Annotated in this window: 16 protein-coding genes; 8 read left to right on the forward strand and 8 right to left on the reverse strand. The window is 69.4% G+C overall.

Going from position 1 to position 13,017, the window contains the following annotated elements:
• Positions 1-35: 35 nt before the first annotated feature.
• The 4 genes from QSJ95_RS11085 to QSJ95_RS11100 all read right to left on the reverse strand — a co-directional run bounded on the left by QSJ95_RS11085 (position 36) and on the right by QSJ95_RS11100 (position 4,133).
• On the reverse strand, positions 36-1,013 hold the full coding sequence (locus QSJ95_RS11085) for a segregation and condensation protein A (protein WP_502945271.1): 978 nt from the start codon (positions 1,011-1,013) through the stop codon (positions 36-38).
• 369 nt (positions 1,014-1,382) lie between these two features.
• Entirely contained in the window at positions 1,383-2,597 is a 1,215-nt protein-coding gene (locus tag QSJ95_RS11090; RefSeq protein WP_058072072.1) for a tryptophan--tRNA ligase, read from the reverse strand.
• 40 nt (positions 2,598-2,637) lie between these two features.
• Positions 2,638-3,267: an L-threonylcarbamoyladenylate synthase gene (locus QSJ95_RS11095; RefSeq protein WP_043319341.1), complete on the reverse strand. Its 630-nt coding sequence runs from the start codon at positions 3,265-3,267 to the stop codon at positions 2,638-2,640.
• A complete protein-coding gene (locus QSJ95_RS11100; RefSeq protein ID WP_058489737.1) occupies positions 3,264-4,133 on the reverse strand; it encodes a PHP domain-containing protein in 870 nt (289 codons plus the stop codon). Before QSJ95_RS11100 ends, QSJ95_RS11095 begins: the two co-directional genes overlap by 4 nt.
• A gap of 147 nt (positions 4,134-4,280) precedes the next feature.
• On the opposite strand from QSJ95_RS11100, the gene QSJ95_RS11105 reads away from it, so the two are divergent.
• The 7 genes from QSJ95_RS11105 to QSJ95_RS11135 all read left to right on the forward strand — a co-directional run bounded on the left by QSJ95_RS11105 (position 4,281) and on the right by QSJ95_RS11135 (position 8,934).
• Positions 4,281-4,877, forward strand: coding sequence for a septation protein A (locus QSJ95_RS11105; RefSeq protein WP_043267622.1), 597 nt, complete (start codon positions 4,281-4,283; stop codon positions 4,875-4,877).
• Position 4,878: 1 nt separating this feature from the next.
• The gene (locus QSJ95_RS11110; RefSeq protein WP_009620898.1) at positions 4,879-5,178 is read left to right on the forward strand and encodes a YciI family protein; all 300 of its coding nucleotides are present in this window, start codon (positions 4,879-4,881) and stop codon (positions 5,176-5,178) included.
• A 118-nt stretch (positions 5,179-5,296) separates the two neighbouring features.
• Complete coding sequence (locus QSJ95_RS11115; protein ID WP_285642401.1) at positions 5,297-5,710, forward strand: SH3 domain-containing protein; 414 nt, start codon at positions 5,297-5,299, stop codon at positions 5,708-5,710.
• Between the two features lie 14 nt (positions 5,711-5,724).
• Entirely contained in the window at positions 5,725-6,402 is a 678-nt protein-coding gene (locus QSJ95_RS11120; RefSeq protein ID WP_043267626.1) for a response regulator transcription factor, read from the forward strand.
• Between the two features lie 140 nt (positions 6,403-6,542).
• Positions 6,543-7,004, forward strand: a complete 462-nt coding sequence (locus QSJ95_RS11125; RefSeq protein ID WP_009620895.1) for a Spy/CpxP family protein refolding chaperone — start codon at positions 6,543-6,545, stop codon at positions 7,002-7,004.
• 94 nt (positions 7,005-7,098) lie between these two features.
• Positions 7,099-8,439 (forward strand): sensor histidine kinase, encoded by a 1,341-nt coding sequence (locus QSJ95_RS11130; protein ID WP_285642623.1) that lies wholly within the window; start codon positions 7,099-7,101, stop codon positions 8,437-8,439.
• A 15-nt stretch (positions 8,440-8,454) separates the two neighbouring features.
• Entirely contained in the window at positions 8,455-8,934 is a 480-nt protein-coding gene (locus tag QSJ95_RS11135) for a hypothetical protein (RefSeq protein ID WP_285642405.1), read from the forward strand.
• Here the strand turns inward: QSJ95_RS11135 and QSJ95_RS11140 are convergent.
• Together QSJ95_RS11140 and QSJ95_RS11145 are read right to left on the reverse strand one after the other, a co-directional pair.
• Complete coding sequence (locus QSJ95_RS11140; RefSeq protein WP_043267628.1) at positions 8,915-9,475, reverse strand: nitroreductase family protein; 561 nt, start codon at positions 9,473-9,475, stop codon at positions 8,915-8,917. The two genes, QSJ95_RS11135 and QSJ95_RS11140, sit on opposite strands and share 20 nt — an antisense overlap.
• Before the next feature lie 405 nt (positions 9,476-9,880).
• Positions 9,881-10,258 carry a YkgJ family cysteine cluster protein gene (locus QSJ95_RS11145; protein ID WP_043267630.1) on the reverse strand — a complete coding sequence of 126 codons (378 nt, stop codon included), beginning with the start codon at positions 10,256-10,258 and terminating at the stop codon, positions 9,881-9,883.
• 152 nt (positions 10,259-10,410) lie between these two features.
• Here QSJ95_RS11145 and QSJ95_RS11150 point away from each other — a divergent pair, with 152 nt between their 5' ends.
• Complete coding sequence (locus QSJ95_RS11150; protein ID WP_043267632.1) at positions 10,411-11,865, forward strand: TrkH family potassium uptake protein; 1,455 nt, start codon at positions 10,411-10,413, stop codon at positions 11,863-11,865.
• 6 nt (positions 11,866-11,871) lie between these two features.
• On the opposite strand, the gene QSJ95_RS11155 is transcribed toward QSJ95_RS11150, so the two are convergent.
• Together QSJ95_RS11155 and fliJ are read right to left on the reverse strand one after the other, a co-directional pair.
• A complete protein-coding gene (locus tag QSJ95_RS11155; RefSeq protein ID WP_058488820.1) occupies positions 11,872-12,522 on the reverse strand; it encodes a DUF1345 domain-containing protein in 651 nt (216 codons plus the stop codon).
• A 39-nt stretch (positions 12,523-12,561) separates the two neighbouring features.
• Positions 12,562-13,005 carry a flagellar export protein FliJ gene (gene fliJ / locus QSJ95_RS11160; RefSeq protein WP_058488819.1) on the reverse strand — a complete coding sequence of 148 codons (444 nt, stop codon included), beginning with the start codon at positions 13,003-13,005 and terminating at the stop codon, positions 12,562-12,564.
• Positions 13,006-13,017: the final 12 nt, after the last annotated feature.

A 13,017-nucleotide genomic window follows, 5' to 3' on the forward strand; every position in this document is an offset into this window, starting at 1 on the left:
TACTCAATGCGCGGCGCCAGGGCAACGCCGGGGGCTCAGAGCGGCTCCTCGTCGAAGTCCTCGGCGTCCGCCGTCTCGTCGAAGCCGCCGTCCTCGAAGGTCGGCTCCGGCGCCGGTGCCTCGGTCTCCTCGAACACGCCTTCGTCGCCCTCCTCCAGGGCCTCGACCGGCGCAGCGCCCTCCTCCACCTCGATGCGGGCGCGCACGTGGATGGGCGCGAAGGCCTGATTCTGCACCAGCTCCACCAGCTGTTCCTTGACCAGCTCCAGCACTGCCATGAAGGTCACCACCACGCCCAGGCGGCCTTCCTCGATGCGGAACAGCTCGATGAAGGGCACGAAGCCGGCGTCCTTCAGGCGTTCGAGGATTTCGCTCATGCGCTCACGGGTGGAGAGCATCTCGCGGGTCACCTGGTGGCTCTCGAACAGGTCGGCGCGGCGCAGCACCTCGGCCATGCACAGCATCAGCTCCTGCATGTCCACCTGCGGCAGCAGCTTGCGCGCCTTGGCCTGCGGCGCCGCCACGGTCGGCACCACGTAGTCGCGGCCCTGGCGCGGCAGGCCGTCGAGGTCCTCGGCGGCCTGCTTGAAGCGCTCGTATTCCTGCAGGCGGCGGATCAGTTCGGCGCGCGGGTCTTCCTCGTCCTCCTCGGTCTCGGCCGAGCGCGGCAGCAGCATGCGCGACTTGATCTCGGCGAGCATGGCGGCCATCACCAGGTATTCGGCGGCCAGCTCCAGGCGCACCGACTTCATCAGCTCGACGTAGGTCATGTACTGGCGGGTGATTTCCGCCACCGGGATGTCGAGGACGTCGATGTTCTGCTTGCGGATCAGGTACAGCAGCAGGTCGAGCGGCCCCTCGAAGGCTTCGAGGAAGACCTCCAGGGCATCCGGCGGGATGTACAGATCCTGGGGCAGCTCGGTGACCGCTTCGCCATAGACGAGCGCCAGCTGCACCGGTTCGCGATATTCGGCGGGGCTGGGCGGGGTTTGCGGCTCGTTCAGGTCGCTCATCGGCCTCTCGTCGGGCGGGGCGGGCTCAGGGCGGCATTATCCCTGCTTTTCAGCGGCGATGGTGAGGGAATTGGACGGAATGGCGCCCACCCACGATATCCCTGTAGGAGCGCGCCCTGCGCGCGAATCGCGGGCAGGGCCCGCTCCTACAGGTTTCCGAGAGGCATGGCATTCTCCCCCGTAGGACCTTGTCCGCGATAGCCGGAACCTCCGGCGCGATTCGCGGATGAGATCCGCTCCTACGCGGCCCCACCCAGGCCATTCCCCTGTAGGAGCAAGCTTGCTCGCGAACCGCATGGCACCGCGTTTGTTCGCGAGCAAGCTCGCTCCTACGAAAAGCCATGCTCGCCTGCAACGCAGCCGGGCGGCCTAGCGGTACACCAACCCCATGGCCTGGCGCACTTCCACCAGGGTTTCCCGCGCCGCTTCGCGGGCGTGTTCGGCGCCCTCGGCGAGGATGCTGCGCACCAGTTCGGGGTTGTCCTCGTAGTCCAGGCCGCGCTCGCGGATCGGCGCCAGTTCCTGGTTGATCGACTCGATCAGCGGCCGTTTGCAGTCCAGGCAGCCGATGCCGGCGCTGCTGCAGCCCTCCTGCACCCACTGGCGGCAGGCGTCGTCGGAGTAGATCAGGTGCCACTGCCACACCGGGCAGCGCTGCGGGTCGCCCGGATCGTTACGCCGCACCCGCGCCGGGTCGGTGGGCATGCGCGCGATCTTCTCCTCCACCTCCGCCGGGCTTTCGCGCAGGCCGATGGTGTTGTCGTGGGACTTGGACATCTTCTGCCCGTCCAGCCCCGGCATGCGCGAGGCGCTGCCGACCAGCGTCTGCGGTTCGGGCAGCAGCACGCGGCTGCTGCCTTCAAGGTAGCCGAACAGCCGCTCGCGGTCGCCGAGGGTCAGGTTCTGCTGCTCCTTGAGCAGTGCCCGCGCGGTTTCCAGGGCATCTTCGTCGCCCTGCTCCTGCCAGGCCTTGCGCAGGCTGCCGTAGAGCTTCGAGGTCTTCTTGCCCAGGCGCGCGACGGCGGCCTGGGCCTTGTCCTCGAAGTCCACCTCGCCGCCGTAGAGGTGGTTGAAGCGCCGCGCCACCTCGCGGGCGAACTCGACGTGGGCCAACTGGTCCGAGCCCACCGGCACCAAGCCGGCGCGGTAGACCAGGATGTCCGCCGCCTGCAGCAGCGGGTAGCCGAGGAAGCCGTAGGTCGACAGGTCCTTGTGGCCGAGCTTTTCCTGCAGCTCCTTGTAGGTCGGCACCCGCTCCAGCCAGGGCAGCGGGCAGATCATCGACAGCAGCAGGTGCAGCTCGGCGTGCTCGGGCACCTGGGACTGGATGAAGAGGGTCGAGGCGCTGGGGCTGACGCCCACCGCCAGCCAGTCCACGGCCATGTCGCGGACGTGCTGGCGGATCGGCCCGACATCGTCGTATTCGGTGGTCAGGGCATGCCAGTCGACGATGGAGAAGAAGCATTCGTACTCGTGCTGCAGGCGCACCCAGTTCCGCAGCACGCCGTGCAGGTGGCCCAGGTGCAGGCGCCCGGTAGGGCGCATGCCGGACAGCACACGGCGCTGGGATTCGACATTGCTCAAGCGCGGGACCTCGGCAAGGGCGGCAGTATGGAAGAGCGCTTCAGGCGTAGGCCTCGAAGGGGGCCGGGTCGCCGCAGCCGACGCGGATCACCTCCGGCTCCTCGCCGGTGAGGTTGATCACCGTGGAAGCCTCGACGCCGCCGTGGCCGCCGTCCAGCACCAGGTCCACCTGGTGCTCCAGCGCGCCGCGCATCTCATAGGGGTCGCTCATCGGCTCGGTCTCGCCGGGCATGATCAGGCTCACGCTCATCAGCGGCTCGCCCAGCTCCTGCAGCAGCGCCTGGGCGATCGGGCAGGCCGGCACGCGCAGGCCGATGGTGCGGCGCTTGGGGTGCAGCAGCATGCGCGGCACCTCGCGGGTGGCGTCGAGGATGAAGGTGTAGGGCCCCGGCGTGTGGGCCTTGAGCAGGCGGAACAGGCGGGTGTCGACCTTGGCGTACAGACCCAGCTCGGACAGGTCGCGGCACACCAGGGTGAAGTTGTGCTTGTCGTCGAGCTTGCGCAGCCGGCGGATGCGCTCCACCGCGCCCTTCTCGCCCAGGCGGCAGCCCAGGGCGTAGGAGGAATCGGTGGGATAGGCGATCACCCCGCCCTGGCGGACGATCTCCACCGCCTGCTTGATCAGGCGTGGCTGGGGGTTTTCAGGATGGACCTGGAAGAACTGGCTCATGAAGTCTCCTCGAGGGCCCGGGCCGCGCCGGCGAAGCGCGTCCACAAGGGCGGAAGGTCGTCCGGCACGGGCCGGTACAGCCCTAGCTCCGACCAGTCGCTGGGGCCGTGGAAATCGCTGCCGGCGCTGACCAGCAGGCCGAATTCGCGGGCCAGGATGCTCAGCACGCCGACCTGCTCGGCCGGCTGCAGGCCGTTGACCACTTCGATGGCGTGGCCGCCGGCGTCGATGAAGTCGGCGATCAGCTTGCGCCGCTTGGTGCGGGTGAAATCGTACTGGTAGGGATGCGCCAGGCTGACCCAGGCCCCCGCCGCGCGCAGGGTGCCGACCGCCTCGGCGAGGCTCGGCCAGTGCTGCTTGACGTCGCCCAGCTTGCCGGCGCCCAGCCACTTGCGGAAGGCTTCGGCGCGCTCGGCGACATGGCCGGCGCGCACCAGGAACTCGGCGAAGTGCGGCCGCGCCGGGGCGTTTTCGCTGTCGCCCAGCTCGCGCTGGACGGCCCGCGCGCCCTCGAAGGCCCCGGGCATGCCCTTGGCTTCCAGGCGCCGGCCGATCTCCTCGGCGCGCGCCCAGCGCCCGCGGTGCAGGTCGTCCAGGGCGCGAACCAGCGGCTCGGCGGCACTGTCGAAGGCGTAACCCAGGACGTGGATGGTCGCCCCGCCCCAGGTGCAGGACAGCTCCACGCCGTTGACCAGGGTCACCCCCAGTTCCTCGGCGGCGGCGCGCGCCTCGGGCAGGCCCTCCAGGGTGTCGTGGTCGCTCAGGGCGAGCAGGCGCACGCCGCGCTGGTGCGCGCGGGCCACCACGGCGGCGGGCGGCAGCTGGCCGTCGGAGGCGGTGCTATGGCAATGCAGGTCGACACGCATGGGCATACCGGGACGGGTTTTACTTCTGTATAGACGCTGCGCGGCGGCGATTCACGGCGTGCGAGCGCAACGGCACGAGACGGGTGACTATTTCAGTTCTTCCGCAGGTTGGTATTATGCCGCCACAACTGGGCTCTGGCTGCCGTAATGAAGCAATTCATCGATTTCATCCCCCTCATCCTGTTCTTCATCGTCTACAAGCTGGACCCGCGCACGGTCGAACTCGCCGGACACTCCTTCAGCCTGGGCGGCATCTACAGCGCCACCGCGGTGCTGATCGCCTCCTCGGTGGTGGTCTACGGCGCGCTGCTGATCAAGCAGCGCAAGCTGGACAAAGGCCAGTGGCTGACCCTGGCCGCCTGCCTGGTGTTCGGCGGCATGACCCTGGCCTTCCACAGCGAGACCTTCCTCAAGTGGAAGGCCCCGGTGGTCAACTGGCTGTTCGCCCTGGGCTTCCTCGGCAGCACCCTGGTGGGCGACCGCCGGCCGCTGATCCAGCGCATCATGGGCCATGCCGTGCACCTGCCGGAACCGATCTGGCAGCGCCTGAACCTGGCCTGGGTGCTGTTCTTCGTGTTCTGCGGCTGCATCCAGCTGTTCGTCGCCTTCACCTTCGAGCGTTTCTGGGTGGACTTCAAGGTCTTCGGCAGCCTGGGCATGACCCTGCTCTTCCTGATCGGCCAGGGCGTGTTCCTGGCCCGCCACATGCACGACGCCCCAACCGGCGAAAAGCCCAAGGACTGACATGCTCTACGCAATCATCGCCCGCGACATCACCGCTTCCCAAGAACGCCGCCTGGCCGCGCGGCCGGCGCACCTGGCCCGCCTCGAGCTGCTCAAGGACGAGGGCCGCCTGGTCCTGGCCGGGCCGCACCCGGCCATCGACAGCCCCGACCCGGGCGCGGCCGGCTTCACCGGCAGCCTGATCGTCGCCGAGTTCGAGTCGCTGGCCGCCGCCCAGGCCTGGGCCGATGCCGACCCGTACCGCGCCGCCGGCGTCTACGCCGAAGTCGTGGTCAAGCCGTTCAAGAAAGTCCTGCCGTAAACCGGCGAGCGGCGGCGGACGGACGACGCCGCATGGCCGGACACCCAGGCCCGGCCCCGCGACCGGACAGCGCCCGGAGCGCGGTGCCCGGCGGCTCATCAGCGTACAAGGAGTTCCGATGTCCCGACGTCATCTGCTGCCCCTGCTGTTCTGCCTGAGCCTGCCGCTCGCCGCCCTCGGCGAGGAGCCCACCACCGACGACCCCGGCGCCATGCCGGCCCCCACTGCCGCGCCGGCCCCGGCCAGCGACGACCTCGCCCAACTGCAACAGCGCCTGGACGAGAGCGAGAAGCAGCGCACCGACCTCGCCGCCCAGCTGCAAGAGGCGGAAAGCGCCGTGGTGGGCCGCCTGCGCCAGGAAAACCAGCGCCTGAAGCTGCAATTGCGCGAGCTGCAGGCCCAACAACCGCCGCGCCTGCTCAGCGACGAGCAGACCTGGTTCGCGACCGGCGGCGCCGTCGCCCTGGTCGCCTTCGTCCTCGGCGCCCTGAGCCGCGGCCGTCGCCGCCGGCGCCGTGAATGGATCAACTGAAAGAAGCCCGAGCAATGAGTGAGCTGCTGCTGATCGACGACGACCGTGAACTGTGCGAACTGCTGTGCACCTGGCTGACCCAGGAAGGCTTCAGCGTGCGCGCCAGCCACGATGGCGGCGCGGCCCGTAGCGCCCTGGCCAGCCGCACGCCGGACGCCGTGGTGCTGGACGTGATGCTGCCCGACGGCAGCGGCCTGGAGCTGCTCAAGCAGTTGCGCAGCGAACACCCCGACCTGCCGGTGCTGATGCTCTCCGCCCGCGGCGAGCCGCTGGACCGCATCCTCGGCCTGGAACTGGGCGCCGACGACTACCTGGCCAAGCCGTGCGATCCGCGCGAGCTGACCGCGCGCCTGCGCGCCGTGCTGCGCCGCAGCCACCCGGCGCAGCCCAGCGCCCAGGTCGACCTCGGCGACCTGAGCCTGAACCTGGCCCGCGGCGTGGCCAGCGTCGCCAGCCAGGAGGTCAGCCTGACGCTGTCCGAGAGCCGCATCCTCGAAGCGCTACTGCGCCAGCCCGGCGAGCCGCTGGACAAGCAGGCCCTGGCGCAGATCGCCCTGGGCCGCAAGCTGACGCTCTACGACCGCAGCCTGGACATGCACGTCAGCAACCTGCGCAAGAAGCTCGGCGCGCACCCGGACGGGCGTCCACGCATCCTCGCCCTGCGCGGGCGCGGCTACTTCTACGCGCCCTGAGCGGACGGCCGGGAACCCCGCCCCAGAGCGGTAGACGCAATCTTTACCGAAGCTTTACCCGGCCCTGACCGCCCTTGACCTTGCCATCCCTAGACTGGGCACATCCGGTTCAGAAACCGGTCCACGAAAGGAGAAGATTCATGCGCAAGACCCTCACCGCCCTGATGTTCGCCGCCGCCCTGCCGACCCTGGCCATGGCTGCCACGCCGGTCCCGACCGATACTCCGCCGCCACCCGCCCATATGATGGGCGGCCACATGAAGGACGGCCACGGCCCGCGCGGCGGCTGGAACGGCCCCTTCAAGGCCCTGAACCTGAGCCCCGAGCAGCGCCAGCAGGTCGGCAAGCTGATGGGCGACTCGATGAAGAGCCGCCACGACATAACCGACAAATACCTGAGCAAGCTCTCGGCCGCCGACCAGAAGGCCATGCAGGACGAACTCAAGGCCAGCCACGACAAGACGCAGAAGGACATCCGCGCGCTCCTGACGCCCGAACAGCAGAAGAAGTTCGACGAGCTGAAGAAAGAGCGCGAGCAGCGCAAGGCCGAATGGGCCGAGTTCCAGCAATGGAAAGCGCAGAAGGATGGCAAGACCAACTGATAGCGCCAGCCACCCAGGCGCCGGGCTCACCCCCGGCGCCTCGGCGTGCCCGCGCCCCTGACCCGAAACGGACATGCGACTGAACCGAAAGACCATGCGCTCGCTCTTCTGGCGAATCCTCGCCGCCTTCTGGCTCGCCCTGCTGCTGGTCGCCGGCCTGTCCATCCTGCTCGGTCGCGCGCTGAACCAGGACACCTGGATCATCGCCCGCTACCCCGGCATGCACGACCTCGCCCAGCAATGGACGCGGCTCTACGAAAACCAGGGCCCCGCCGCCGCCCAGCAGTTGCTGGAGCAACGCCGCCGCGACTACGACCTGTCGGTGCAGGTGCTCGACGAAAGCGGCCAGCGCCTGGTCGACGGCACCTACCTGCCGCGCCCGCCACGGCGCAACAACGACGAAGGTTTCGACCGCCGGAACCTGCCGCGCTTCCCCTGGCGCCAGCTCAGCCAGGAATACACCAGCGCGGAAAGCGACCACACCTACCTGTTCATCTACCGGATTCCCCACGGCGCGCTGGAAGCCTGGCACCGCGGCAGCCTGCTGTGGCCGCTCAGTGCGCTGGGCATCGCCCTGGTGGTGCTGACCATCTTCAGCCTGCTGGTGACGCTTTCCATCACCCGCCCGCTCAACCGCCTGCGCCGCGCCGTGCACGACCTCGGGCAGACCGCCTACCAGCAGGACAGCCTGGCGCGCCTGGCCCGCCGCGGCGACGAGCTGGGCGTGCTGGCCCGCGACTTCAACCGCATGGGCGCGCGCCTGCAACGGCTGATCAGCAGCCAGCGCCAGCTGCTGCGCGACGTTTCCCACGAACTGCGTTCGCCGCTGGCGCGCCTGCGCATCGCCCTGGCCCTGGCCGAGCGCGCCAGCCCCGAACAGCGCGCCAGCATGTGGCCACGCCTGGAGCAGGAGTGCGACCGCCTGGAAGCGCTGATCGCCGAAATCCTCGCCCTCGCCCGCCTGGACGCCGAGCCCGGGCCGACCAGCCGCGTCGAACTGCTGCCGCTGCTCGAACGCCTGCGCGAGGACGCCCAGCTGCTTTCCCCGGAACAGCACATCCAGCTGCGGGTTCCCGCCGACCTGGCCCTGGACGGCTGGCCCGACATGCTCGAACGGGCGCTGGACAACCTGCTGCGCAACGCCCTGCGCTTCAACCCGGCGGACAAGCCGCTGGAAGTCGAAGCCGACAGCGACGGCGCCGTGCTGCGCGTGCGCGTTCGCGACCATGGCCCGGGGGCCGATGCCGAGCACCTGGCGCAACTGGGCGAACCCTTCTTCCGCGCGCCCAACCAGGACAGCCCCGGCCACGGCCTGGGCCTGGCCATCGCCCGCCGCGCGGTGGAGCGCCACGCCGGCCGCCTGCGCCTGGCCAATCACCCCGACGGCGGTTTCGTCGCCACCCTGGAAATACCGCTGGCGCGCCACGCTGCCTGACCTCGGAGCCCGATCATGAACCTAGCCGCCGAATACCTGCCGTCCCCCACTCCGGCCCTGCCGTTGGCGGCCGCCGGCCTGCCGCGGGAGCGCCCGCGGGACGAGCCGCAGAGCCTGGTGCTGGCGGTGGAACTGGGGCTGCTGGCGCAGCGCTGGCGGCGCCGCTGGCCGGAACTGCGCCTGAGCCTGCCGCGCGGCGGCACCTGGCCGCTGCACAGCTGGCCGCAGGCGCTGCACGAAGCCCTGGATGAATTGCTGGATACCGCGGTGGAATGGCAGCAGGACGCCACCATCGTGCTGGAACCGCGCCTGGAGCGCGGCCTGCTGCGCCTGGACCTCGGCGGCACCGACGAACAGGCCCGGCGCTGGCTGCCCCGGGCCCTGCGCGCCGCCCAGCGCCTGGCCGCCTGGCAGGGCGGCCGGCTGCTCTGGCGGGCCGGCGGGGCGCGCTGGAAAGTGCGCCTGAGCCTGCCGCTCAGCCCCGCCAGGCGCTGACGAAGGCCGCCGGGTCCAGCGGCGCCGGCTGGCGCAGCTCACCCATGGGCGTGCCCAGGTAGATGAAGCCGACGATGCGCTCGTTGGCCGCCAGGCCCAGGCCCTGGTGCACGACTGGATCGAAAGCCATGGCGCCGGTGCGCCACATGGCCCCCAGCCCCTCGACGAACGCCGCCTGGACGATGCCGTAGGCGGCACAGCCAGCGGCCAGCATCTGCTCGATCTCCGGCACCTTGGGGTGCTCCTGCAGGCGCGCGATGGCCACCACCAGGGTCGGCGCGCGCAACGGCATGGCGCGGGCCTTGGCCAGCGCCTCGGGGCTGGCGTCGGGTTGTTCGGCATTCAGCGCACGGGCGAACAACTCACCCAGTTGCTGCCGCGCCTCGCCTTCCACCGTGAGGAAGCGCCACGGGCGCAACTGCCCATGGTCCGGCGCGCGCAGGGCGACGCGGAACAGCCGCTCGAGCTGCCCGGCAGTGGGCGCCGGCTCGCCCAGGCGGGCATGGGATACACGGTTGACCAGCGCTTCGTAGGCCTCCATGGGCTACCTCCTGTACACACAAGGACGGCCATTGTAGTCGCAAAGGCTTCTCATCTGCCTGCTCACCTGCAGCCAGGGTGCTTCGTATCCGTGTAGGAGCGAGCTTGCTCGCGAAGGGGGCTTGCCGGCGACTCCCGTGTTTCGGATTGACGCCCTTCCCTCTCCCCAACCCTCTCCCTGAAGGGAGAGGGGGCTTGTCCGTGCCGAGAGAAGGAATGGTTTCAGCCGGAGGCCTTCGGAATTGCCGGCTGACTCAGGACTGTCAAAACGCACCGAACGGTCCCCTCTCCCTTCAGGGAGAGGGTTAGGGAGAGGGGCTCTCGGGATAAACACCAGCGCTCGCCGATGAGCCCCCTTCGCGAGCAAGCTCGCTCCTACAGGGAGCCCAAAGCCATGCGCCCACAGTCAAGCCACCCGCTCCGGCGACGGCGTGACGATCGGCTGCAACGGCGGCGTCAGCGGCGGCAGGCCGTAGGCGGCGCGGGCCGCGTCGCAGTTGGGGTTGTGCTGGCCGTCGACCCAGGAGGCCTCGAACTCCCGGCAGGTGCTGGAGCGCTGCTCGTAGACCGTGCAGCGCACGCCGCAGCCGACCTCGCCCAGCAACCCCACGCAGCGCACCGGCTTGGCCTCGGTGCCGCGCATGGCGGCATGGTACGGGCCGACCTGCACCACCAGATCGTCGGGTACGCTGCCGCCGGCGGAACGGCACTCGCCCCAGTAGAAGGACACACGGAAATGCGCGCAGCAGGCGCCACAGTTCAAACACGGATTGTCGATGGACATGATGTGCGAATGCACCAGAAGAAACCGGCGAGCGCCGGCGGGCAGCGCAGAATTCTAGCGATTGCGCAGCCGTTGTGAAGAGCCCTCCGGCGCGCTGCGCATCGCGCCGAGGGCAGGTACAATGGAGGGTTCATGTCCATCGAGTCCGCTTCATGGCGCTGCCGACACTACGCACCCTCGGATACATCATCGGCCTGTTCCTGATCACCCTGGCGGTGGCCATGCTGGTGCCCATGGCCACCCTGCTCTACTACCACCGCCCGCAGGAACTCTCGCCCTACATCTGGTCGAGCCTGATCACCTTCAGCGCCGGCCTCGGCCTGGTCCTGCCCGGCCGCCCTGAGCAGGCCCACCTGCGCCCGCGGGACATGTACATGCTCACGGTGTCGAGCTGGGTGATCGTCTGCTTCTTCTCCGCCCTGCCCTTCATCATCGCCCGCCACATGAGCGTCACCGACGCCTTCTTCGAGAGCATGTCGGGCATCACCGCCACCGGCTCCACGGTGCTTTCCGGGCTGGACAACATGTCGCCGGGCATCCTCATCTGGCGCTCGATGCTGCACTGGCTGGGCGGCATCGGCTTCATCGGCATGGCGGTGGCGATCCTGCCGATGCTGCGCATCGGCGGCATGCGCCTGTTCCAGACCGAATCCTCGGACCGCAGCGACAAGGTCATGCCGCGCTCGCACATGGTCGCCAAGTACATAGTCGCGGTGTACGTCGGCATCACCATCCTCGGCACCCTGGGCCTGTGGTGGGCCGGCATGGGCCTGTTCGATTCGCTCAACCATGCCATGTCGGCGATCTCCACCGGCGGTTTCTCCACCTCCGACCAGTCCCTGGCCAAGTGGCACCAGCCGGCGGTGCACTGGGTGGCGGTGGTGATCATGATCCTCGGCAGCCTGCCCTTCGCCCTCTACGTCGCCACCCTGCGCGGCCATCGCAAGGCGCTGCTCAAGGACAGCCAGGTGCACGGCTTCATCGGCCTGCTGGTATTCACCTGGCTGGTGATGGGCACCTGGTACGCCTTCAATTCCGACCTGTCCTGGCAGGACGCCTTGCGCATCGTCGCGGTGAACGTCACCTCGGTGGTCACCACCACCGGCTTCGCCCTGGGCGACTACAGCCTGTGGGGCCACTTCTCGATCATGGTGTTCTTCTACCTGGGCTTCATCGGCGGCTGCTCCGGCTCCACCGCCGGCGGTTTGAAGATCTTCCGCTTCCAGGTCGCCTACATCCTGCTCAAGGCCAGCCTGTACCAGCTCATCCACCCGCGCGCGGTGCTGCGCCAGAGCTACAACGGCCACCGCCTGGACGAGGAGATCGTGCGTTCGATCCTGACCTTCTCGTTCTTCTTCGGCGCCACCGTCGGCGGCCTGGGCCTGGCCCTGACCTTCCTCGGCCTGGACTGGATGACCGCGCTGACCGGCGCCGCCAGCACCGTCTCCGGCGTCGGCCCGGGCATGGGCCCGGTGATCGGCCCCTCGGGCAACTTCTCGTCCCTGCCGGATGCCGCCAAGTGGCTGCTGTGCGCCGGCATGCTCGCCGGGCGCCTGGAGATCCTCACCGTGCTGGTGCTGTTCACCCCGGCCTTCTGGCGCCACTGAGGCGCGTCAGCCGAGGATGCCGGCGGCGATGTTGATGCTCAGGCCGAGGATCGCCGTGTTGTACAGGAAGCAGATGATCGACTGCGCCAGCGCTACCCGGCGCAGCGCCGGCGAGGCGATGGCCACGTCCGAGGTCTGCACGGCGACGCTGAGGGTGAAGGAGAAGTAGGCGAAGTCCCAGTAGTCCGGCTGCCGCCCGCGATCGGGGAACTGCAGCGGCGCCTCGCCGTCCGCCGCCGTGTAGAACATGCGCGCGTAGTGCATGGCGAAGATGGTCCCGATGAGGAACCAGGAACCCAAAACCGTGCTGCCGGTGAAGGCGTAGCGCAGCAGCCGCTCGCTCCCCGGCAGCTGGCGCGCGCCGGCCAGCTCGTAGACGATCGCCACCAGGCTGGCGATGGCCGCGGCGCTGACCAGCACCAGCACCGCCTGGGCGTTCTCGTCCTCGATGGCGGCCAGGCGCTGCACCTGGTCCGCCCCGGCACGCAGGGCGAGCACGGTGATCAGCAGCACATAGCCCCAGGCGGCGACGTTCCAGCCGACCAGCGTGCGCATCAGCGGCGGCAGGTGGTAGCAGGCCAGCCCCAGCGCCAGGCCGGCGGCGCAGGCGAGGAGCAGGCGCGGATGGGTGTGCAGCAGGGTACGGCTGAGCAGCATGCGTGGCGTTCCAGGCGGCGGACCTGGGCTGAGCCTAGCTCAGTAGACCGGCGGCCGCAGGCGCTGGGCGAATTCGTCGAGCTGCTTCTGTTCCTGTTTGTCGGCCAGCAGCCGCGCTTCCTCGCGGTAGCGTTCCACCAGCTTGCGCAGGCCCTCCAGGCGGGCGTACTTCTCCGACCAGGCGACACGCGCCTTCTCCACCACGTCCTGGTGCCAGGCCAGGCTGCGGTTCTGCTGCTCCACGGCGGTTTCCAGCTGCGCCAGGAAGCGCTGGTAGTCCAGCAGCCACTGGCCGCTGACGCCCTGGCGGCCGCGGTCGATCCACTGTTGCTGGTAGTCGGCGCGGAAGCGCTCCAGCTCGGCCAGCTTGCGCTGCGCCTGGAGCAGTTGGTTCTGCGCCTGGCCGAGCTGGCGCGCGGCCTCGCGTTCGGCCTTCAGGGCCATCTCCACGACAGGAGCCAAGCGGTCGGCGCGGCGGTTCATGGCAGGCGGGCC

Source organism: Pseudomonas sp. NBRC 100443 (assembly GCF_030268185.1).
Classification (GTDB): domain Bacteria; phylum Pseudomonadota; class Gammaproteobacteria; order Pseudomonadales; family Pseudomonadaceae; genus Pseudomonas; species Pseudomonas citronellolis.

Bases quoted from the DNA above. Each gene is read 5' to 3' on its own strand.
- QSJ95_RS11085 (WP_502945271.1), bottom strand. From the start codon at position 1,013: ATGAGCGACCTGAACGAGCCGCAAACCCCGCCCAGCCCCGCCGAATAT.
- QSJ95_RS11095 (WP_043319341.1), bottom strand. From the start codon at position 3,267: ATGAGCCAGTTCTTCCAGGTCCATCCTGAAAACCCCCAGCCACGCCTG.
- QSJ95_RS11100 (WP_058489737.1), bottom strand. From the start codon at position 4,133: ATGCGTGTCGACCTGCATTGCCATAGCACCGCCTCCGACGGCCAGCTG.
- QSJ95_RS11105 (WP_043267622.1), top strand. From the start codon at position 4,281: ATGAAGCAATTCATCGATTTCATCCCCCTCATCCTGTTCTTCATCGTC.
- QSJ95_RS11110 (WP_009620898.1), top strand. From the start codon at position 4,879: ATGCTCTACGCAATCATCGCCCGCGACATCACCGCTTCCCAAGAACGC.
- QSJ95_RS11115 (WP_285642401.1), top strand. From the start codon at position 5,297: ATGTCCCGACGTCATCTGCTGCCCCTGCTGTTCTGCCTGAGCCTGCCG.
- QSJ95_RS11120 (WP_043267626.1), top strand. From the start codon at position 5,725: ATGAGTGAGCTGCTGCTGATCGACGACGACCGTGAACTGTGCGAACTG.
- QSJ95_RS11125 (WP_009620895.1), top strand. From the start codon at position 6,543: ATGCGCAAGACCCTCACCGCCCTGATGTTCGCCGCCGCCCTGCCGACC.
- QSJ95_RS11130 (WP_285642623.1), top strand. From the start codon at position 7,099: ATGCGCTCGCTCTTCTGGCGAATCCTCGCCGCCTTCTGGCTCGCCCTG.
- QSJ95_RS11135 (WP_285642405.1), top strand. From the start codon at position 8,455: ATGAACCTAGCCGCCGAATACCTGCCGTCCCCCACTCCGGCCCTGCCG.
- QSJ95_RS11140 (WP_043267628.1), bottom strand. From the start codon at position 9,475: ATGGAGGCCTACGAAGCGCTGGTCAACCGTGTATCCCATGCCCGCCTG.
- QSJ95_RS11145 (WP_043267630.1), bottom strand. From the start codon at position 10,258: ATGTCCATCGACAATCCGTGTTTGAACTGTGGCGCCTGCTGCGCGCAT.
- QSJ95_RS11150 (WP_043267632.1), top strand. From the start codon at position 10,411: ATGGCGCTGCCGACACTACGCACCCTCGGATACATCATCGGCCTGTTC.
- QSJ95_RS11155 (WP_058488820.1), bottom strand. From the start codon at position 12,522: ATGCTGCTCAGCCGTACCCTGCTGCACACCCATCCGCGCCTGCTCCTC.
- fliJ (WP_058488819.1), bottom strand. From the start codon at position 13,005: ATGAACCGCCGCGCCGACCGCTTGGCTCCTGTCGTGGAGATGGCCCTG.